Raw genomic sequence first — 19,888 nt, 5'->3', positions numbered from 1 at the left:
CAAGCCCGAGGTCTTTCAGGCAGCGCGCTCCGGCAGCAGGAACGGATCCCAGGCAGGGGTTGGCTTCTCGAGTTCCTTGATCTGCCAGATGGTGCCGTGCGGAGGCTCGGGCACGAACCGCAGCTTCCAGCCCATCTCCGCCGGGGTGTGATCACCTTTGACGTTGTTGCACCGAAGGCATGCGGCCACGAGGTTCTCCCAGGAATCCGCTCCGCCGCGGGACTTGGGGTGGACGTGGTCGATAGTGTGCGCAGCTTTTCCGCAATAGGCGCACTTGTGCCCGTCACGCCGGAGCACGCCGCGTCTGCTGACAGCCGTGGACTGGTTGTATCTGGGACGGATGTAGCGGTTCAGGAGGATCACGGACGGGCGGCCCAGAATCTCCTGGGGTCCCACGACAGGATCGTCCCCTTCGGCCACGACGCTCGCCTTGCCCGTAAGCACAAGCACCAGCGCCCGGCGGAAGGTAATAACCGCCAGCGGTTCATATCCAGCATTCAGAACGAGAGTGCGCATGCACGTACCTCTTCACGGCCGCACCCGTCAGGGGCACGAGGGCCGGCTGCCCCCGGCATATCCGGGCTATGGATCGACACCACAAGAGTAAACAAAGAAGTGCACTATCGGCTAATTGCGGCCTACAGCCCCCGCCGTGTCCGGCCGCGGTGACCGGGGCGACATGCCGCTTAAACGAAACAACCCCTGCCGTTGGGCAGGGGTTGTGTTCAATTCCGTCAGCCCGAATCAACGGGCCGGGGATGTCAGTTGACGCGGATGAAGACCGGGCCGGAACCAACGTTGGCGCTGAAAACAACGGTCTGGTTGCCGTTGTAGCCGCCGTGCACTGCCTGGCCGTTTCCGGCGTAGACAGCGATGTGTGCCATTCCGGCGCCACCGTCGGCGTAGTAGATCAGGTCGCCCGCCTGCGCTTCGGCGGCGCTCACGGTGCGGCCCAGGGAGAGGTAGCCGGCGGGCCAGTCGTGGAAGTTGATGCCGACGGCGGCCAGGGAGTTGGTGACCAGCATGGTGCAGTCCTGCATCACACCGAGCTGGGCGTAGGCGGCGGAGAGGATAGCTGCACCCTTGCCGCTCGCCGAAGCGGCAGGGGCTGCGGCAGGAGCGGATGCGGTCACCTTGGCGGCAACGACGGGCTTGGCAGCCGGAGCGGCTGCTTCCTGGACCTCAACCTGAACCTCGGGCTCCGGCGCTTCCACAACGGGAGCCGGAGTGGTGGTCACTGCGGGCTTCTCGTAGGAAATGGCAATGGTGGACTCAGCCGAAATCGGAGCCTCAACCGTTGATTCAACTTCCAGGTTGGAGGCCGGGGCAGAGTCACGCTGGACGTTGGCGTCGGCAGCGTTGGCGGCCAGGCCGCTGGTGAGGACCAGGCCGGACGCGGCAGCGATCACTGCCGCCTGGCGTCCGACGCCGCCGGCGTTCTCGCCCACAGCTTTGGCAATGATGGCCAGCGAATTGGTTTTGGTGACCTCGGCGCGATGCCGTGCGGTTGCACGAGTAGTCATCAGTTCTCTCTTTCGTTTTCCCCTGTCGCCTTGTAGGCAGACAGGGGGTTTTGGACGTGCCGGCATCTTGGGGGTACGCCGGCACGTCCCGAACGGGGATGTGGTGATTTAGCGAAAAGTGTGTTTGGGCATAGAAAAAGCCCTTGGACCCGAAGGTCGAAGAACTAGCCCTTGGAGATAGTGAAGAACGCGGAGGAGCCGGTTGCGGCCACGGCGTGCAGCAGCGTTCCCTGGGAGGGGTTCAGGGCGCTGATCATCATGCCGTTGCCGACGTAGATGCCAACGTGTGCGCCGCCATTCTGCATCACCAGGTCGCCCGCCTGAGGAGTGGATGTGGGCGTCATGGCAGTCCATGCATTGGTGCGTGGGATGCTGATGCCGGCCTGCGCGTAGACCCACTGGGTGAAGCCCGAGCAGTCCCAGCCGGTGACGGGGCTGGTGCCGCCCCACACGTACGAGTGGCCGATGCCGGTGTACGCGATGGCGGCGATGCCTGAGGTGGAGGCGGAGGAGACGGTTTCGGCCAACTTCTCCTTGGCGGAGGAAGCGGTTCCGGTGGCAGCGGTTCCGTTACCCGAGTCTGTGGACTGGGTGCGTACGGCCTGCACTTTGGGAGCGGCTGTGGTCTTGACCACGGGGCGCTCGAAAGAGACAGTGGCCGTGGGGGCCGCAGTAACGGCAAGGGCGGTCTGCGCCGACCCGGACTCCGTTGAGGCGGACACACCAGCGTTGGTGTCTGCGGCGGTGGCCGGCAAGCCCATGGTCAGGATGAGGCCGGAAGCAGCTGCGATAACGGCAGCCTGGCGACCAACTGTCCCGGCATTGGCACTAACAGCCTTGGACACCGCGTCCAAGGGGTTGGTACGAACCGTTTGCGCACGGTGGCGCGCAGAATTATGGCGTGAAGACACGAAGGTAGCCTCTCCCAATGCCTGCGAGGTGAGCTGTCGGATTCGGATGGGAGTCACCCGGCCACGCGGCTTCCAAGGAAGCTTTGTGACTTAACCCCAAGGCCTTCCCGCTGGAAAGGCCAAAATTGGTTCCCCCGCCCCTGCCAGACGATGTCATGCGAACGGACCTTGAGCGGTGGCAGAGTTAGGCAATCCGCACAAGAGCGTCAACTTCGGAAAAGTTGACGCGAGTTAGACGGTACAGCAGTTTTGACTGAATGTCACATTCAGGTCACGGCAAGTCAAGATCATCTGATAGTTCACCGTCACTTGACTACAGCCAGACGGTGGGGTCAACCACTTCGCCGTTGACCTGGACTTCGAAGTGGAGGTGGCAGCCTGTGGACGCCCCCGTAGTGCCGCTGAGCGCCACAACTTCCCCGCGGGAGACCGTCTGGCCTTCCTTGACGTTGAAGGACGACAGGTGGTTGTAGGTGGTTTCCAGACCGTTGCCGTGGTCGATCACGACGCGGTTCCCGCCGCCGAACTGGTGCCAGCCCACAAACGTGACGGTACCGGTGGCCGCAGCCATGACGGACGTCCCGCATTGGGCCACATAGTCCTGTCCGCGGTGGAAGTCCCCGGTGCCGCCGGTGATGGGGCTGACCCGGTAGCCGAATGGCGATGCGGTGGTCATCACGGCCAGCGGGGCGCCGAGGCTTCCGGCCGAGGCGGCCCGGCTGATAGCGCCGGCCGACTGCGCGCTGAGCAGCTGCTTCAGTTTCCCGTCCGGATCAGCCTGGGTCACCACGGCGGAGCGGCTGAAGTCGATCTGGGCCCCGGCTTCCGCGGAAATCTGGGGCTGGGGCGTCACGGAGGAGGCGGCAACGGGGGCGGTGCCCGAGGCGTCAGTGGCCATAACAGGACTGGTGGCCGGGACTGTCACGGTGAGGACCAGGCCGGTGGCAGCAAGCGCTATGCCGGCCTTCTGGCCGATGCCGCTGGCGGCTGCGAATTCGGTCACCTGGCGGAGGGGACCCCGACGCCGGCGAGCATCACGGTGCGGATCGCGTGGGCGCTCCGAGGTGATGACTTCGACAACGCGCGGTGTCGAAGCAGGGCCCGCCGCGCGGCGGCGTCCCCTGGAATTCTGCATGGTCAAGAACGGTTCCTCTCTGGAAAGCCTGCGAAGTTAGCTGTCGGATTCAGGTCAGAGAGTTCAAAGACCCGGTCCGCCGTAAGCAAGCTTCGGCACAGAGATATCCCGTTAAGGATCCTTCGCTGGAAGAGGCTTGCTGCTGACGGACTTCACCCCAAGACAGTCCCCCGCTGCCGGTTGTGGTTCCCCCGCCTCTGCCAGTTACGACTCGTGCTCCTGATCCGCTGGCAGAGCTCGGCTCCAGATCAGGTAACGCTTTAATATCAACGCTTGGTTCAACTATAGAGGCTTAAGCCCCTTAGTAACAATTCCGTTATCTTTGCCTAAACACCCCGTTATGGGGTACGCCGTCCCTAGCCCGCGGGCTGGCGGATGGCCACAAACACGTGCGCAGCAACCTCCGGCGGCAGCTCCAGGGCCCCCTCAATGCCGGGAACGCGCACCGAAATGTAATCACCCACCCGCTCCAGTGAAACGGCGGCGCCCGGACGGATACCGCCCTCGTCAAGCTGGGACAGCAGCTCCGGCTCCACCTGGATGGGCTCCGCGAGCCGGCTCACGGTCACCTCTGATGCCGGACCATAGGATTTCATCGCTTCCAGGAGGCTGATGGCACCGTCGGCAAGGCCCAGTGACGGAGAACCGCCCAAGGCTGCCAGGCCTGGAATCGGATTCCCGTACGGAGACTCCGTGGGATGGTTGAGCAGCTCGTAGATGCGCCGCTCCACGCGTTCGCTCATGACATGCTCCCAGCGGCAGGCTTCGTCGTGGACGTAGGCCCAGTCGAGACCGATGACGTCGGCGAGCAGGCGCTCGGCAAGGCGGTGCTTGCGCATGACCTCCGTGGCGCGCTTCCGCCCCGTTTCGGTGAGCTCAAGGTGCCGGTCTCCGGAGACGACCACCAGGCCGTCCCGCTCCATCCGGCCGATGGTCTGGGAGACGGTGGGCCCGGAGTGGCGGAGCCGCTCGGCGATGCGCGCACGAAGAGCCACGATGTTCTCTTCTTCAAGCTCCAGAATGGTCCGAAGGTACATTTCCGTAGTGTCGATCAGATCCGTCATCCAGCTCAGCTCCTCGAGCGCAGTACCTTGCGTTGTCCCACCGTATCGCCTTGACTGCGACGTAGTCCGTGGAAAAGCTTAGCCTATTTTGACTTTGTCCGAATAGTTCGCGCCTGTGCTACGCAGGCGTCTCATTGGCTGGACTATGACGGCCCGGGTTCCCGCCGAATCAGCGCTTCAGGCAGAATGAGGAAGGCCCTGGTTGCAGTCACCGCCGACTGCCGGCCGCCAACACCCGTCCGGACCAAAGTTACGTCCACGCCGAAATTGGAGCACTTGTGAGCGAAACCAGCATCACTATTCCCGCCGACCTCCTGCCGAAGGACGGACGGTTCGGCGCCGGGCCCTCCAAAGTCCGGCAGGAACAGATTGATGCGCTGTCAGCCGCGTCAAAGAAGATCCTCGGCACGTCCCACCGCCAGGCCCCTGTCAAGAACCTGGTGGGCTCTGTCCGGGAAGGCCTGAGCCAGTTCTTCCGCGCACCCGAAGGGTATGAGGTGGTGCTCGGCGTGGGCGGTTCCACCGCCTTCTGGGATATTGCAAGCTTTGGCCTGGTGGAGAAGAAGGCACAGCACCTGTCCTTTGGTGAATTCGGCTCCAAATTCGCCGCAGCCACCAACAAAGCCCCCTTCCTGGACGCGTCCTCCATCATCAAGTCCGAACCCGGTACCCGCCCCTCGGCGCAGGCAGAAGCAGGCGTGGATGTTTACGCCTGGCCGCAGAACGAGACCAGCACAGGCGTTTCGGCCCCTGTGCAGCGCGTTGCCGGCGCGGACGAAGGTGCATTGGTCCTGGTGGACGCCACCTCTGCCGCAGGCGGCCTGGATGTCGATGTTGCCCAGAGTGACGTTTACTACTTCGCGCCGCAGAAAAACTTTGCCTCCGACGGCGGACTTTGGCTTGGGCTCTTCTCCCCGGCCGCCCTGGAACGGGCAGCGAGGATCAAGGCCAGCGACCGCTGGATTCCGGACTTCCTGGATCTGCAGACGGCCATCGACAACTCGCGCCTGAACCAGACCTACAACACCCCGTCGCTGTCCACCCTGGTGACTCTGGACGCGCAGGTGCAGTGGCTGAACTCCAACGGCGGCCTGGACTTCGCGTCCGCCCGCACGGCTGACTCCGCCGGCCGCATCTACAGCTGGGCTGACGCCTCCGGGTTCGCCACTCCCTTTGTCACCAACCCGGACGAGCGCTCCAACGTCATCGCCACCATCGACTTCGATGACTCCGTGGACGCGGCCGTGGTTGCCAAGGTTCTGCGCGCCAATGGCGTGGTGGACACCGAGCCTTACCGGAAGCTGGGCCGCAACCAGCTGCGGATCGCAACGTTCGTGGCCATCGAGCCCGCCGACGTTTCCGCCCTGCTGGCAAGCATCGATTACGTGGTGGGCGAGCTGCGCAAGTAGGACTGCACAAGCAACCGAACCGGCGCGGGCTGCGGGCTGCTCGCGCAGTCCGCCAGCCGGGTCAGTTGCCCCTCCCCAAGCCACCAGGGCGCTGAGGCATTAAGTACGACGGCGCCGCCCGGGTTTTCCCCGGGCGGCGCCTTTTGTCTGTCTTCGGAGGAGCGCTCCATGAGAGCGTCCCGGTCAGGAAGTGCCGGCGTCGCCCTCGGCGGACTGGTCCGGCTCAGCAGCTGCAGAGGCACCCGCTTCAGGTGCGCCTGCCTCAGATTCCTGGCCTTCAGGCCCTCCAACAGCATCTTCCGCAGCATCGGTTTCCGCCGGCCCAGCCTCGGCTGTTTCTGTTTCTGTTTCCGGTTCCTGTTCCCGCTCAGGTTCCTGCTCATCTTCAGGCCGGACACGTTCCGCCCAGGGAACCCATTCCGGGGCCAGGATGGAGTCCTCGGACGGCAGCAGGCCCAGCTCATTGACCGTCACAACCTTGGAGCGTGAGTTCCGCGTCAGGACCGCGAACCACTGCCAGCCGCCGTAGCCGGGCAACCGGGATTCAAAGAGGTGCGTCACCAGGCGGTCGCCCTCGCTCTTGGCTCCCAGGTGGCGCCCGATATCCGCCGGCGCCGTAATGCCTTCGATCGCGCTTCGGGCAGTTTCCACGGCGGCGGCAAGGAAGGCGTCGGGCTTTCCGGTGCGCCATGCCGGCACACCGGCGCGCGGCCTCGCAGTCCTCACGGCAGCAGGGGCCGGTGACGCGGCGGCCGAAACGGTCCCCTCCGGCTCCGGTTCCGGGGACACCGGCTCCAGGGACACCAACTCCTGCGACTCCGCAGCCGGCTCCTGCTGATCAGCTTCCGAACTCATCAGGGCTAAACGTCCAACTCGTCGGCAACCTTGCGCAGGGCGGCGGCGATGGCCTTACCCTTGTTGCCTTCCGGGTATTTGCCTTTGGAGAGGGTTCCGGACAGGTTGTCCAGCACGCTCACCAAGTCCTGGACCAGCGGGGCAAGGTCCCGGGCGCTGGGCCGTTTCGCCTTGGCGATGGACGGCGTCTTATCGAGCACGCGCAGCCCCAGGGCCTGCGCACCCTTGCGGCCGTCTGCGACACCAAATTCAACGCGGGTGCCGGCCTTAAGCTCCGTTACACCCTCTGGCAGCGAGGATTTAGGCAGGAACACTTCCTGGCCGTCTTCGCCCGCGAGGAAACCGAAGCCTTTGTCCTTGTCATACCACTTGACCTTGCCGGTAGGCACGTAATCAACCTTCTTCGTTCTGACGTCTTGAGACACGGCCAGCTGTCACCGCATCCGCATTGTTGTGCGGGTTCAGGGTATGACGGCTGGAGACCGTGTTGGTCTGTATCCCTCAAGGTTATCCTGCCCCATCCCCTAATCCTGCTTTCGGCGGCACCTCCCCACCCGCGCCCTAGCCTCGCAAGCTCGGCCAGGGAACCCTACGGGCGTGGGCCCCCCACCCGCGCCCTAGCCTCCCGGAACGCATGCCGGCCCTGTCGGACCGGGCTGTTAGCGTTACGTCCATGACACCCTCGCGTTACCGGCGGCCCCTGACGATCTTCGCCGCGGTTATTGCCGTGCTCTCGCTGGCAGCGGTGGCAGCCGTCATGGCCTTTGCCTTCGCAGGTTCGGTGGCTCCGGCCTGGGTCACCTATGCCGCGCTGTACGGCCTGCCGCTGGCGTTCCTCCTGATGCTGTTCCTTGTCCTGGACAGCGTTGCCGGGCGCCGCCGGGCAGGAAAACCGGACGGGCGGTAACGTTGGACTGATGTCCCTTATTCGCGCGCTCAGCAAGGACCTGGAGGCCCGCAGCGACGACTCGTTGCGGTCGCTGTTCGACGCGCGGCCGGACCTCATCTCCCCCGCCGTGCCGGATTTCGCCGCCTTGGCCGCCAGGGCCAGCGGGAGGGTCAGCGTCCAGCGCGCCCTGGAGCGCCTCAACCGGCCCCAGATGCAGGTCCTGGAAACCCTCCATCTGTGTACGAACACCGACACGAAGCACAGCGCTTCAGCCGCGGGCCTCCGCCACCTGATTTCAGGATCCACCCTCGCAGCCGTGGAGCGGATCCTGGCGTCACTCCAGGACCTCGCGCTGGTACACCGCGCCGAACCCCCGCACGGAACTCCCGCCGGCAAGCAGCGCTACTACCTCCCCGTGGGCAGCCTGAAGGACGTGGTGGGGATATATCCCGCCGGACTGGGGCGAAGCTACACGGAGCTGGTGCGCCTCCAGCCCGCGTTCGCGCAACGGGCGGTTCAGCTTGTTTCCGAACTGCACCGGAGGGGCGTCGCCATCCATGGCGCCACCACGCCCATGGAGGCAGCGCTGGCGCTGCAGCACTGGACGTCCTCCCCTGAGGCGTTGCAGGATATCTTGTCCACCGCTCCGGAACGCACGACGGCGTTGCTCGCCAAATTCCGGAACTGGGCCATGGGTGCCGTCCCCCAGGCGCAACGCAAGGCATCCATCACCACCGAGGGATCCGACGTCGGCCCCGTCGACTGGCTCCTGGCCCGGGGCCTGCTGGTGCCGTTGGACGCCGCCCACGTGGAACTGCCCCACAGCGTGGGACTGTCGCTGCGCGGCGGCGCCATCATCAATGACTTCACACTGTCACCGCCGGTCCCCGAGCTCGGCCGCACCAGCGCCGCCCTGCGCCGGAACGCGGCGCTCGGCGCCATCGCAGAAACCCTGCGGCTCGTGGGCGAAATGCTGCATGCTGTGAAGGAACAACCGCTGGCCACCCTCCGGAGCGGAGGTGTGGGCGTCCGCGAGATGAGGCGGCTCGCTGATGTGCTCCGGATCGACCAGCTACGCGTCGGGCTGCTCCTGGAGCTCTGCGGGCTCGCGGGCCTGATCCGGCTGGACGTTGACTCCTCGTCCTGGATCCAGCCGCCCGAGTTGGAGTGGCTCGTCCTGCCCCGGCAGGAACAATGGCTCTGGCTGGTGAACGCCTGGCTGGCCAGCGAGCGCGTACCGTCCATGGTGGGGCAGCCCATCAGCGGAACTCCGGGAGCAGCGGCGGGGCACCGCGCCGCATCGGGGAGCACCGTTATTGCGTTGTCGGCGGAGGCGCAGCGGCCTGACGCCCCGGTGGTGCGCAAGCGGATCCTGGAGATTCTCAACGAACTCACCCAGGAAGCGGCGGCACCGGACGGAACTGCGCCGGTGCTGGACGCAGCCGCGGTCCTGCAGCGCGCCGAGTGGGCCCAGCCGCGGATGGCCCGGCGCTTCAGTTCCCTGATCCGCGGAGTGCTGGCCGAAGCCGAAATCCTCGGTCTGCTGGGCTCCGGAGCGCTGAGCCAGCTGGGGAGCGCCATCGCCGCCGATGATCCGGACGCCGCACTCGCCATCCTGGGCGAGCACCTGCCGGCCGAGCTGAACCACGTGCTGCTCCAGGCGGACCTGACTGCTGTGGCCCCCGGATACCTTGCGCCGGCCCTGACGGAGAAACTGCTGCTGATGGCGGACGCGGAAGGACAGGGGCCGGCCACCATCTACCGGTTCTCGCCCGGTTCCATCCGCCGGGCCCTGGACGCCGGACATAATGCCCAGGCCCTGCTGGAGTTCCTGCGGGAACACTCAGCCACGGCCGTCCCGCAGCCGCTGCAGTACCTCGTGGAGGACACGGCCGCCCGGCACGGCCGGCTGCGGGTGGGCGCCGCCGGGAGCTTTATCCAAAGCGAGGACGAAGGGGCGCTGCTTGACCTGCTGCAAGGGCCCAAAACCGAGGGGCTCGGCCTGGTACGGATTGCTCCCACGGTCCTCATCTCCTCCGCTGCCCCACGCGAAACAGCGCAGGTGTTGCGCAGCCTGGGTCTCTCGCCATCGCTGGACGAATCCGAACAGCCTGTACTCCGGCTCCGGCGCGTCCCTGCGCCGCACACCCCTTCCCGGCCCGTATACACCGCCCCACGGACCGCGCCGGAAGCGGAGGAAGTGCAAGCTCAACTGGACGTGCTCCGCCACCGCCCTGTCGCCGTCGTAAGCCACCACCCGGGGCAGGCGGACATTGGCTCCGAAGCAGCCACCCAGCTGGGGCTGGAAGCCCTGCAGCGCGCCATCCGGCTGAAGCAGCGGATCAGCATGAACGTGGTGGACGGCATGGGGAATGCCAACCTCGAAATTGTTGTTCCCCTCTCAGTGAGCGGCGGACGCGTCCGGGTCTTCGACCCTGCGAAGGACACCGAACGGGTGCTGTCCATCCACCGCATTATCGATATTGAGGCCGCAGAGGAACTGCGCCAGTGAAGGACTCTCCCGAGTGAACGACGGACCCCTGATTGTCCAGAGCGACAAGACCATCCTCCTTGAGGTGGACCATGAGCTCGCCGCCGAAGCCCGGCACGCCATAGCGCCGTTCGCCGAACTGGAACGTGCGCCCGAGCATGTCCACAGCTACCGGTTGACGCCCTTGGGCCTGTGGAATGCCCGGGCCGCCGGCCTGGACGCCGAAAGAGTCCTGGACACACTGCTGAAGTATTCGCGCTTCCCGGTGCCGCATTCGCTGCTGATCGACGTCGAGGAGACCATGTCGCGCTATGGCCGGCTGCGCCTGGAAAAGGACCCGCAGCACGGTCTGGTGATGCGGACGGACGACTACCCGGTGCTTGAGGAAGTGATCCGGTCCAAGAAGATCCAGCCGCTCCTGGGCCCGCGGATTGACGGCGAAACAGTGGTGGTGCACGCGTCCCAGCGAGGCCAGCTGAAGCAGCTCCTGCTCAAGATCGGCTGGCCCGCCGAGGATTTGGCCGGCTATGTGGACGGCACCCCGCACCTGATCGCGCTGAACGAGGACGGCTGGAAACTGCGGCCCTACCAGCAGATGGCCAGTGATAATTTCTGGGCCGGCGGCAGCGGCGTCGTGGTGCTTCCCTGCGGGGCGGGCAAAACCCTAGTGGGCGCGGCGGCGATGGCAACCGGCTCCACCACCACCCTGATCCTTGTCACCAACACCGTGGCCGCCCGGCAGTGGAAGGATGAGCTGCTCAGGCGCACCTCCCTCACCGAGGAAGAAATCGGCGAGTATTCAGGCGCCGTCAAGGAAGTGCGGCCAGTGACCATTGCCACCTACCAGGTGCTCACCACCAAGCGCGGCGGCCTGTATCCGCACCTTGAACTGGTGGACGGGCATGACTGGGGCCTGATCATCTACGACGAGGTCCACCTGCTTCCTGCCCCGATTTTCCGGATGACGGCGGACCTGCAGGCCCGGCGCCGCCTGGGCCTCACCGCAACACTGGTGCGCGAAGACGGCCGCGAGGGCGAGGTCTTCAGCCTGATTGGACCCAAGCGCTACGACGCGCCGTGGAAAGACATCGAGTCCCAGGGCTACATCGCCCCCGCGGACTGCGTGGAGGTCCGGGTGGACCTGCCGCGGGATGAGCGCGTCGCCTACGCCATGGCGGACGACGCCGACAAGTACCGGCTCTGCGCCACGTCGGAGTCCAAGACGCAGGTGGTGGAGCAGCTCGTGGCCCGGCACACCGGGGAGCAGCTGCTGGTCATCGGCCAGTACATCGACCAGCTGGACGAGCTCGGCGAGCGCCTCCAGGCGCCGGTCATCAAAGGCGACACCTCCGTGAAGGTGCGCCAGAAGCTCTTCGATGCCTTCCGTGCCGGCGAGATCCAGACGCTCGTGGTTTCCAAGGTGGCCAACTTTTCCATCGACCTCCCGGAAGCGTCGGTGGCGATCCAGGTATCGGGTTCCTTCGGGTCGCGGCAGGAGGAAGCGCAGCGCCTGGGCCGGCTGCTCCGTCCCAAGAAGGACGGCCGGGCAGCCCGGTTCTACTCGCTGGTGGCGCGGGACACCCTGGACCAGGACTTCGCCGCCAAACGCCAGCGTTTCCTCGCCGAGCAGGGCTATGCCTACCGGATCATGGACGCCAAGGACGTGGAAACGGCGGAGTAGCCGTATCCCCGGTTGTCGCACCCGGACCACCCGCCGCAGTTCTGCTCAGCCATTGCATACTGGAAGCATGCGACACCCTGTGGAACCCGTTGTACCGCAGCCTGGCCAGGAATCTGTCTGGGGCTACCCCCGTCCCCCACGCGTTGAGCCGAGCCAGGAACGGATCCGGGTCGCCCTTGGCGGAGAGCTCATCCTCGACGTCACGGAGTCAGTGCGCGTTCTGGAGACCAGCCACCCGCCGGTCTATTACTTCTCCCGGGAAGCCTTCAGGCCCGCAACACTGGAGCTTGCCTCAGGGACCAGCTATTGCGAGTTCAAGGGGACAGGACAGTACCTGAACATCCGCGGCGGTGGCCTGTTGGCTGCTGCGGCAGGATGGTTCTATCCGCAGCCTGCGCCGCCCTACACAACGTTGACCGGGCATGTGGCACTGTACCCGGGCAGGATGGACTATTGCGAGGTGGACGGTGAGCGCGTCCGTCCCCAAGCTGGTGCTTTCTATGCCGGGTGGATCACCAGCCGGGTGGTTGGGCCATTCAAGGGCGAGCCGGGCACGATGTTTTGGTGAACCGCTCCTCTTTCCACTGAATCTTCACGTTTGCTCTTCACAACAGGCTCCCAACGAATATCCAGACAACTCCCAGAGTATGGGAGCATGATGGGAGCATGAACAAGAACGGCCCTGAAGCGAAGCTCCTCGTGGTGGACGACGAGCCCAACATCCGCGAACTGCTCTCAACCTCCCTGCGGTTCGCCGGATTCGACGTCGTTTCCGCAGCCAACGGACGCGACGCCCTTGCCGCTGCGGACCTGCACGCACCGGACCTCGCCGTCCTGGACGTGATGCTTCCGGACATGGACGGGTTCACCGTCACCCGCCGACTGCGCGCATCAGGCAAGCACTTCCCTGTCCTGTTCCTGACCGCCAAGGACGATACCGAGGACAAAGTCACCGGCCTCACTGTTGGCGGCGACGATTACGTCACCAAACCCTTCAGCCTGGACGAGGTAGTGGCGAGAATCCGCGCCGTCCTGCGCCGGACCCAGCCCATGCTCGACGACGACGCCGTCATCCGCGTGGATGACTTGGAACTCGACGACGATGCCCACGAAGTGCGCCGTGGCGGCACTGTCATCGAACTCTCCCCCACCGAGTTCAAGTTGCTCCGCTACCTCATGCTCAACCCCAACCGGGTGCTGTCCAAGTCGCAGATCCTGGATCACGTGTGGGAGTACAACTTCAACGGTGACGCGTCCATCGTTGAGTCGTATATCTCCTACCTGCGCCGGAAGGTTGACCTCGATCCGGAGGCTCCGGCGCTGATCCAGACCAAGCGCGGCGTGGGCTACGTGCTGCGGACGGCCGAAAAGCGCTGACCTTGTTGAAGCGGTGGAAAACAGCCTCCCTGCGGTCCCAGCTGGTAGCAATGATCATGGGCCTGCTGGTGGTGGCACTGACGGCAACCGGCGGCGTCACCCTGACGCTGCTGCACAGCTACCTTCAGGAGCAGGTGGATGACAAGCTGTACGCCGCCGTCGCCCTGGCGGCAAAGCAGCAGTCGTTCAGTCAGCTGCAGACGCCGACGAACCCCATCATCCCCACCGACTATTCCCTGATCCTGTACCGGGACCAGCAGGAGCCCTACCCCTTCGGCGGCGACAAGCAGAACCATCCGGACATCGCGAACATGTCCGTGGCGCAGGCAGAGTCCCAGGGCCGGGTCCCCTTCCAGGTGCGCGGCACCGACGGGGAAAACTGGCGCGTGGTGGCGGTTAACGTCCTGAGCAATGACGAGCCCGCCGTGGTGGTGATCGGGCTGCCCCTGCGAAACGTGGATGATGTCGTTAAGCACGCCAACCTGGTGGTGGCCGGAGTGGGCCTGCTGACGCTGCTGCTGGCATCGCTGATCGGCAGCTGGACGGTCAGCCGGTCCTTCAGGCCGCTGGCACGGGTGGAGAAGACTGCCGCGGCCATTGCCGCCGGTGACCTGTCGCGCCGGGTCGATGTGGACAACCCGCACACGGAATTGGGCCGGCTGGGCAGTTCCCTGAACGCCATGCTCGCCCACATCGAATCGGCCTTTGCCGCACGCACCGCGTCGGAGGCGAGGATGCGCCGGTTCGCTGCCGACGCCTCGCACGAACTGCGGACCCCGCTGGTGACCATCCGCGGCTTCTCCGAGCTCTACCGGCATGGCGCCCTGGCCACCGACGAAGACGTTGCCACCGCCATGGGCAGGATCGAAAGCGAAGCCAAGCGCATGGGCTCCATGGTGGAGGACCTGCTGCTGCTCGCCCGCCTCGATGAGCAGCGGCCCTTGCAGCAAAAGCCTGTCGACCTCCAGCTGATTGCCCACGATGCCGTGGTGGACACACAGGCCAGCTCCCGTGCGCGGGTCATCTCCCTGGTCGGGCTCGACGGCGGCAAGGCAGCTCCCGCACCCGTGTTGGGCGACGAGGCCAAACTCCGCCAGGTGGTGGGCAACCTTGTGGGCAATGCCTTGCGTTACACCCCCGATGACACCCCCATTGAGCTGGCTGTTGGCGTCCGCGCGTCAGAGGACGGGCGCCAGAGGTCCGTCATTGAAGTCCGGGACCACGGACCGGGTATCTCCGAGGAAGATGCGTCGAAGGTCTTCGAGCGTTTCTACCGTGCAGACACGTCGCGCACGCGGGAGACGGGCGGCAGCGGCCTGGGCCTGGCCATTGTGGCAGCCATTGTGGGCTCCCACGGCGGGTCTGTCCGGGTGGAGAATACCGACGGCGGCGGGGCCACACTGGTGGTCAGCCTTCCGCAGCGCGAGGACGCGCCGGTGCAGGCCAAAGCCGAGGGCGTCGACGGCGAGGTTATCCACATATAGGCTCCGGTCGTGGCCGCGGGAAGATGCGCATCCATAGGCTTGTTGCAGTTGCCCGGACCAGCCGGGCATGGGAGCAAACGCTGCCCGTACTGCGAAAGGCATTGCCATGAGCATCATCTCCGTCGACACCGAACTCCTGCAGCTCAAATCGGCCAACGTCCAGGCCACGGTAGACCGGATCAGCGCCGACGTCCAGGCCATGAAACGGGGACTGGACGAGCTCCAGGGATCCTGGCGCGGCTCCGCAGCCACCAACTTCCAGGCCCTCGTCACGGAATGGACTCTTACCCAGGGCAGGGTGGAAGCTTCCCTCGCCTCGATCAATATGGCCCTGGCGTCGGCGGCCGCCACCTACGCCCAGGCGGAGCAGGGAAACACCCAGCGGTTCAGCTGAGCCAACCGGGCGGCGAGGCGCCCGGAGTGCGCGCGTCAGGCTTCGGGAGTGCCCTGATGGAACCGCAGCCGCCACCGGTCGCCGTCCAGCACCCACAGCGAGCTTCGGAGCGTTGTGCCTGAGCGCGCGAAGCTCCGGTAGGTCAACAGGACCGCGGCGGGGCCGATCCGGTCCGCGCCAAGGATCTCAATGTCGGTCCGCTCGCCGGGATCTTCCTCGAGGGCCATCATCATGGCATCCCTGGTCCAGACCCGGCCCGAGCTGCCGATCTCCAGGAAGTCGGGGTGCAGGAGGACAGCTGTCCTGCCGATATCGCCGCGTACCAGGGGGCCCAGCAGTTCCCGCTCCAGCTCCTCCACCAGCGCTTCAGGCGGTGCCGTTTGGGCCTGGCCAGATGCCCCAGCCAGGTCAAAGGCCCCGTCGTCCAGCTGGGCAAAGTCCAGCTGCGCGAAGTCCTGCTGGCTGGTGGATTCCGGGCTGATGCTCTGGCGGGGAAGGGCCGGCTCCTGAGTCTTCCGCCCTGAGGCGGCCTGCTGCGCCAGCTCCTGCTGGCTGAAGAGGTCGGGTTCACGGGGTGGTGCTGCCAAAGTCTGGGCAGTGGCTGAAACGGCACCGGCTGCATGGGCTCCGGATGCGGAAAGGTGGTGGGTGCCGGGAAATCCCGGCCCGGAGCGGGCAGCCACCCCCTGCTGGTAGGCCGTGGCCGCGGCTCGCGCCCGCTCGTCCGCGGCTTCGTTCAGGTCATGCCCTGCGTGCCCCTTGACCCACTCGAACCTGTATTTCCGCCCCGCCAGTTCCCGGTCCAGTTCCTTGAGCAGGTCCACGTTCAGCACTGGCTTGCCATCGGCCTTCCGCCAGCCCTTACGTTTCCAGCCCGGCATCCACTTGGTGATCGAGTTGATGACGTACTGGCTGTCACAGAGGATGTGCAGGTCCTCCTGGGGCAGGTGGGCAGTAGCCCGCAGAAGATCAAGGACCGCCATCAGCTCACCCTGGTTATTGGTACCGTGAGGCCACCCGCCGGCGCGCCAGCAGTCGTCGTTCACGTACCAGGCCCAGCCCGCCGGGCCGGGGTTTCCCAAAGCCGAACCGTCGGCCGCTGCAGTAATCGTCACCGGTCCATCCTGCCAGAAGACGCCCGAAATGCGCTGGTCCCGGCCCTCCCACACCTCCCGCTGCAACGCGCGCCTGGCGACAGCTGCGGCCGCTCGCGCGGGCGCGCCCGCAAGGGAAAGCGTTTACCGAAAATGCTTGACGAAGGCATCGGGACACCGGCACAATCGGATGTCATACGAGAAAACGCTTTCTCGGATCCGGGCGAAGCAGGCGAAGTTGCCCTTCGCGGGCCAGGAGAATGTGTGGTCAACAGAACGAGAAAGGCACATCAATGACGATTCCAACCGGCAGGCGGGGAAAGATCCGGCTCGGCGCAGTGGCCATTGCCTTTTCCCTCCTCGCAACGGGCTGTGGCACGTCCGGCGGTTCCGGCAACAACGAGGAAGTCACCCTGCGGTTTGCCTGGTGGGGCAACGAGTACCTCAATTCCCAGACCGAAAAGGTCATTGACGCTTTTGAAGCGGAACACCCGAATATCAAGATCGAATCCGAGCCTGGTGAGTGGGCCAGCTACTGGGACAAGCTCGCCACCAAGACTGCGGCGAACGACGCGCCGGACGTCATCCAGATGGACCAGAAGTACATCGCCGAATACGGCGGACGCGGAGCCCTCCTTGATCTGTCCAAGCAGGACGGTATCGATACCTCCAAGCTGGACAAAGAAGGCTTGGCTTCCGGCCAGTACGACGACGCCCAGTACGGGATCAGCACCGGCCAAAACGCCTACGTCATCATGGCCAATTCCAAAGTCTTCGACGCAGCCGGCGTTCCCCTCCCGGATGACACCAAGTGGACCTGGGATGACTTTATGGCCACGGCCGCCAAGATCAGTGCCGCAGGCGACGGCAAGAACTACGGTGCGGCCTACGGCACCAATGAAGCCGACCTGATCATCTGGCTGCGGCAGCACGGCGAGAATCTTTATTCAGAGGACGGGAAGCTGGCCTTCGAAACGTCCACTGCTGCCTCGTTCTGGGAGCGCCTGAAGGAACAGCGAGATTCGAAGGCCAGTCCGCCGGCCACCGTCGCCACCGAGGACGCCGGTGCCGGACTGGAAGAAAGCCTCTTCGGCACCAACAGGGTTGGCATGGCCTGGTGGTGGACCAACCAGCTCGGATCGCTCGAGGCTACTACCGGCAGCAGGATTAAGATGCTCCGGGCACCCAGCGTTGACGGTTCTGCCGCTCAGAACGGCATGTACTACAAGCCCAGTATGTTCTGGTCCGCCTCCTCACGGTCAAAGCACCCCAAGGAAGCCTCGACGTTCATCAACTTTTTGGCCAACAGCCCCGAAGCCGGAGCGATCCTGATGACGGACCGCGGCGTCCCAACCAATTCAGAGATCGTCGAAGCCATCAAGCCCACTCTCAAGCCGGCGGACACCATGGTGGTCAGCTTCCTGAAGGATCTCGGCCCGGATATCAAGGGGGCTCCCCCAGTTCCCCCTGTAGGGGCCGGCAGCGTGCAGAACGTGGTCAAGCGGTACACCGATGAAGTCCTCTACGACAGGCTCACGCCGCAGGCAGCTGCTGACGCCTTCAAAAAGGAAGTTGAAGGAATGCTGGCCAGCGCCAGGAAGTAAAAAGGCTTCGAACGCAAAATGCGGCCCCCTCTTTCAAGGGGGCCGCATTTATGTTCTCGCGGGACCAGGCCCGGCAGGGAAGGCTTAGAAGCCGCCCATGCCGCCCATGTCGTCGCCGCCGCCAACCGGGGCAGCGTTCTTCTCGGGCTTGTCAGCCACGACTGCCTCGGTGGTGAGGAACAGGCCGGCAATGGAGGCCGCGTTCTGCAGGGCAGAGCGGGTTACCTTGACGGGGTCGTTCACACCGGCAGCCAGCAGGTCGACGTATTCGCCGGTTGCAGCGTTCAGGCCGTGGCCAGCGGGCAGGCCGCGGACCTTGTCAACCACAACGCCCGGCTCCAGGCCGGCGTTGAAGGCGATCTGCTTCAGCGGGGCGTCGATGGCAACGCGGACGATGTTCGCACCGGTTGCTTCGTCGCCGGAGAGCTGCAGGTTGGCGAATGCCTTGGCACCGGCCTGGATGAGGGCCACGCCGCCACCGGCGACGATGCCTTCTTCAACTGCAGCCTTGGCGTTGCGCACTGCGTCTTCGATGCGGTGCTTGCGCTCCTTGAGCTCAACCTCCGTTGCGGCACCGGCCTTGATGACTGCAACGCCGCCGGCCAGCTTGGCCAGGCGCTCCTGCAGCTTCTCGCGGTCGTAATCCGAATCGGAGTTCTCGATCTCGGCGCGGATCTGTGCCACGCGGCCGGCGATCTGGTCGGCGTCGCCTGCACCTTCGACGATGGTGGTCTCGTCCTTGGTGACAACAACCTTGCGTGCCTTGCCCAGGAGCTCCAGGCCGGCGTTCTCCAGCTTGAGGCCAACTTCTTCGGAGATGACCTGGCCGCCGGTGAGGACGGCGATGTCGGCCAGCTGCGCCTTGCGGCGGTCACCGAAGCCCGGAGCCTTGACGGCAACGGACTTGAAGGTGCCGCGGATCTTGTTGACGATCAGGGTGGCCAGGGCCTCGCCCTCGATGTCCTCTGCGATAATCAGCAGCGGCTTGTTGGACTGCATGACCTTCTCGAGGACAGCAACCAGTTCCTTGACGTTGGAGATCTTCGAGTTGACGATCAGGATGTACGGATCCTCGAGGACCGTTTCCTGGCGCTCGGCGTCAGTGACGAAGTAGGCGGAGATGTAGCCCTTGTCGAAGCGCATGCCTTCGGTGAGCTCAAGCTCCAGGCCGAAGGTGTTGGACTCCTCGACGGTGATGACGCCTTCCTTGCCAACCTTGTCCAGGGCTTCGGCAATGAGGGCACCAATTTCTTCGTCGCCGGCGGAGATGGATGCCGTAGCGGCGATCTCTTCCTTGGTTTCGATTTCCTTGGCGGAGTTCAGCAGCTCGGCGGTGACGGCTTCAACAGCCTTCTCGATGCCGCGCTTGAGGGACAGCGGGTCGGCGCCGGCAGCAACGTTGCGCAGGCCTTCCTTCACCAGTGCCTGTGCCAGCACAGTAGCGGTGGTGGTACCGTCGCCAGCGACGTCATCGGTCTTCTTGGCAACTTCCTTGACCAGCTCGGCGCCGATCTTCTCGTAAGGATCGTCCAGCTCGATCTCCTTGGCGATGGAAACACCATCGTTGGTGATCGTGGGGGCGCCCCACTTCTTCTCGAGGACGACGTTGCGTCCACGCGGGCCGAGGGTGACCTTAACGGCGTCGGCGAGGATGTTCAGTCCCCGCTCAAGGCCGCGGCGTGCCTCTTCATCAAATGCAATGATCTTGGCCATAACGGCAATAGTCCTTTCGGGACAGTCGTTAAGAATGAACCTTCGCTGCAGTGCCCGCGACGGACGATCCTTCGCCGTTGGCCTCTGTATGCCTCCGGGTGCGGATCTCACTCCAGTTAGGTGTTTCTTCGCTCCTCGACCGGTGCAGCGCGCCGCAGGCCGGAACCAGCTTTGCTTAGCAGTCGGTACGTCAGAGTGCTAACTCAATAATTAGCACTCCCCACGTGAGAGTGCAAGCGAAAGAAGCCGGACAGTCTCCCTGTT

At 65.0% G+C, this 19,888-nt stretch carries 18 protein-coding genes and 2 riboswitches; of the genes, 9 read left to right on the top strand and 9 right to left on the bottom strand.

What is annotated here, in order from left to right; all coding sequences use genetic code 11:
* Positions 1 to 15 precede the first annotated feature (15 nt).
* From QFZ36_RS17280 to QFZ36_RS17260, 5 genes are all read right to left on the bottom strand, one after another.
* Positions 16 to 516 carry an HNH endonuclease gene (locus QFZ36_RS17280; RefSeq protein WP_306638196.1) on the bottom strand — a complete coding sequence of 167 codons (501 nt, stop codon included), beginning with the start codon at positions 514 to 516 and terminating at the stop codon, positions 16 to 18.
* 245 nt (positions 517 to 761) lie between these two features.
* The gene (locus QFZ36_RS17275; protein WP_306638195.1) at positions 762 to 1,523 is read right to left on the bottom strand and encodes an NlpC/P60 family protein; all 762 of its coding nucleotides are present in this window, start codon (positions 1,521 to 1,523) and stop codon (positions 762 to 764) included.
* A gap of 164 nt (positions 1,524 to 1,687) precedes the next feature.
* Positions 1,688 to 2,368 carry a C40 family peptidase gene (locus QFZ36_RS17270; protein WP_306638193.1) on the bottom strand — a complete coding sequence of 227 codons (681 nt, stop codon included), beginning with the start codon at positions 2,366 to 2,368 and terminating at the stop codon, positions 1,688 to 1,690.
* Between the two features lie 70 nt (positions 2,369 to 2,438).
* Positions 2,439 to 2,600: riboswitch (cyclic di-AMP (ydaO/yuaA leader) on the bottom strand.
* A gap of 147 nt (positions 2,601 to 2,747) precedes the next feature.
* Entirely contained in the window at positions 2,748 to 3,569 is an 822-nt protein-coding gene (locus QFZ36_RS17265) for a M23 family metallopeptidase (protein ID WP_306639259.1), read from the bottom strand.
* 10 nt (positions 3,570 to 3,579) lie between these two features.
* Positions 3,580 to 3,791, bottom strand: a riboswitch (cyclic di-AMP (ydaO/yuaA leader).
* A gap of 134 nt (positions 3,792 to 3,925) precedes the next feature.
* Entirely contained in the window at positions 3,926 to 4,633 is a 708-nt protein-coding gene (locus tag QFZ36_RS17260; RefSeq protein ID WP_306638191.1) for a metal-dependent transcriptional regulator, read from the bottom strand.
* Positions 4,634 to 4,911: 278 nt separating this feature from the next.
* Here QFZ36_RS17260 and serC point away from each other — a divergent pair, with 278 nt between their 5' ends.
* A complete protein-coding gene (gene serC / locus QFZ36_RS17255; RefSeq protein WP_306638189.1) occupies positions 4,912 to 6,042 on the top strand; it encodes a phosphoserine transaminase in 1,131 nt (376 codons plus the stop codon).
* A gap of 183 nt (positions 6,043 to 6,225) precedes the next feature.
* On the opposite strand, the gene QFZ36_RS17250 is transcribed toward serC, so the two are convergent.
* Positions 6,226 to 6,897 (bottom strand): DUF3027 domain-containing protein, encoded by a 672-nt coding sequence (locus tag QFZ36_RS17250; RefSeq protein WP_306638187.1) that lies wholly within the window; start codon positions 6,895 to 6,897, stop codon positions 6,226 to 6,228.
* Positions 6,898 to 6,902: 5 nt separating this feature from the next.
* Entirely contained in the window at positions 6,903 to 7,286 is a 384-nt protein-coding gene (locus QFZ36_RS17245) for a cold-shock protein (protein WP_009358151.1), read from the bottom strand.
* 284 nt (positions 7,287 to 7,570) lie between these two features.
* On the opposite strand from QFZ36_RS17245, the gene QFZ36_RS17240 reads away from it, so the two are divergent.
* The 7 genes from QFZ36_RS17240 (at position 7,571) to QFZ36_RS17210 (ending at position 15,213) form a co-directional block, all read left to right on the top strand.
* On the top strand, positions 7,571 to 7,804 hold the full coding sequence (locus QFZ36_RS17240) for a hypothetical protein (RefSeq protein WP_306638185.1): 234 nt from the start codon (positions 7,571 to 7,573) through the stop codon (positions 7,802 to 7,804).
* A 10-nt stretch (positions 7,805 to 7,814) separates the two neighbouring features.
* Positions 7,815 to 10,298 (top strand): helicase-associated domain-containing protein, encoded by a 2,484-nt coding sequence (locus QFZ36_RS17235; RefSeq protein ID WP_306638182.1) that lies wholly within the window; start codon positions 7,815 to 7,817, stop codon positions 10,296 to 10,298.
* Positions 10,299 to 10,311: 13 nt separating this feature from the next.
* A complete protein-coding gene (locus tag QFZ36_RS17230) occupies positions 10,312 to 11,958 on the top strand; it encodes a DNA repair helicase XPB (protein WP_306638180.1) in 1,647 nt (548 codons plus the stop codon).
* A gap of 67 nt (positions 11,959 to 12,025) precedes the next feature.
* A complete protein-coding gene (locus tag QFZ36_RS17225) occupies positions 12,026 to 12,526 on the top strand; it encodes a DUF427 domain-containing protein (protein ID WP_306638179.1) in 501 nt (166 codons plus the stop codon).
* Between the two features lie 98 nt (positions 12,527 to 12,624).
* Positions 12,625 to 13,335: a response regulator transcription factor gene (locus tag QFZ36_RS17220; protein WP_306638178.1), complete on the top strand. Its 711-nt coding sequence runs from the start codon at positions 12,625 to 12,627 to the stop codon at positions 13,333 to 13,335.
* A 2-nt stretch (positions 13,336 to 13,337) separates the two neighbouring features.
* Entirely contained in the window at positions 13,338 to 14,819 is a 1,482-nt protein-coding gene (locus QFZ36_RS17215) for a sensor histidine kinase (protein ID WP_306638177.1), read from the top strand.
* Between the two features lie 106 nt (positions 14,820 to 14,925).
* Positions 14,926 to 15,213 (top strand): WXG100 family type VII secretion target, encoded by a 288-nt coding sequence (locus QFZ36_RS17210; RefSeq protein WP_306638176.1) that lies wholly within the window; start codon positions 14,926 to 14,928, stop codon positions 15,211 to 15,213.
* A 35-nt stretch (positions 15,214 to 15,248) separates the two neighbouring features.
* Here the strand turns inward: QFZ36_RS17210 and QFZ36_RS17205 are convergent, their stop codons facing one another.
* The gene (locus QFZ36_RS17205; RefSeq protein ID WP_306638174.1) at positions 15,249 to 16,328 is read right to left on the bottom strand and encodes a ribonuclease HI family protein; all 1,080 of its coding nucleotides are present in this window, start codon (positions 16,326 to 16,328) and stop codon (positions 15,249 to 15,251) included.
* A gap of 272 nt (positions 16,329 to 16,600) precedes the next feature.
* On the opposite strand from QFZ36_RS17205, the gene QFZ36_RS17200 reads away from it, so the two are divergent.
* Entirely contained in the window at positions 16,601 to 17,911 is a 1,311-nt protein-coding gene (locus QFZ36_RS17200) for an ABC transporter substrate-binding protein (protein WP_306638172.1), read from the top strand.
* Between the two features lie 84 nt (positions 17,912 to 17,995).
* Here the strand turns inward: QFZ36_RS17200 and groL are convergent, their stop codons facing one another.
* A complete protein-coding gene (groL, locus tag QFZ36_RS17195) occupies positions 17,996 to 19,624 on the bottom strand; it encodes a chaperonin GroEL (protein WP_091417205.1) in 1,629 nt (542 codons plus the stop codon).
* Positions 19,625 to 19,888: the final 264 nt, after the last annotated feature.

Origin of the sequence: Pseudarthrobacter siccitolerans (assembly GCF_030823375.1) — a bacterium.
Taxonomy (GTDB): domain Bacteria; phylum Actinomycetota; class Actinomycetes; order Actinomycetales; family Micrococcaceae; genus Arthrobacter; species Arthrobacter siccitolerans_A.
Note: the sequence above shows the minus strand (reverse complement) of the source record. Positions and strands in the feature narration are given on the sequence as shown.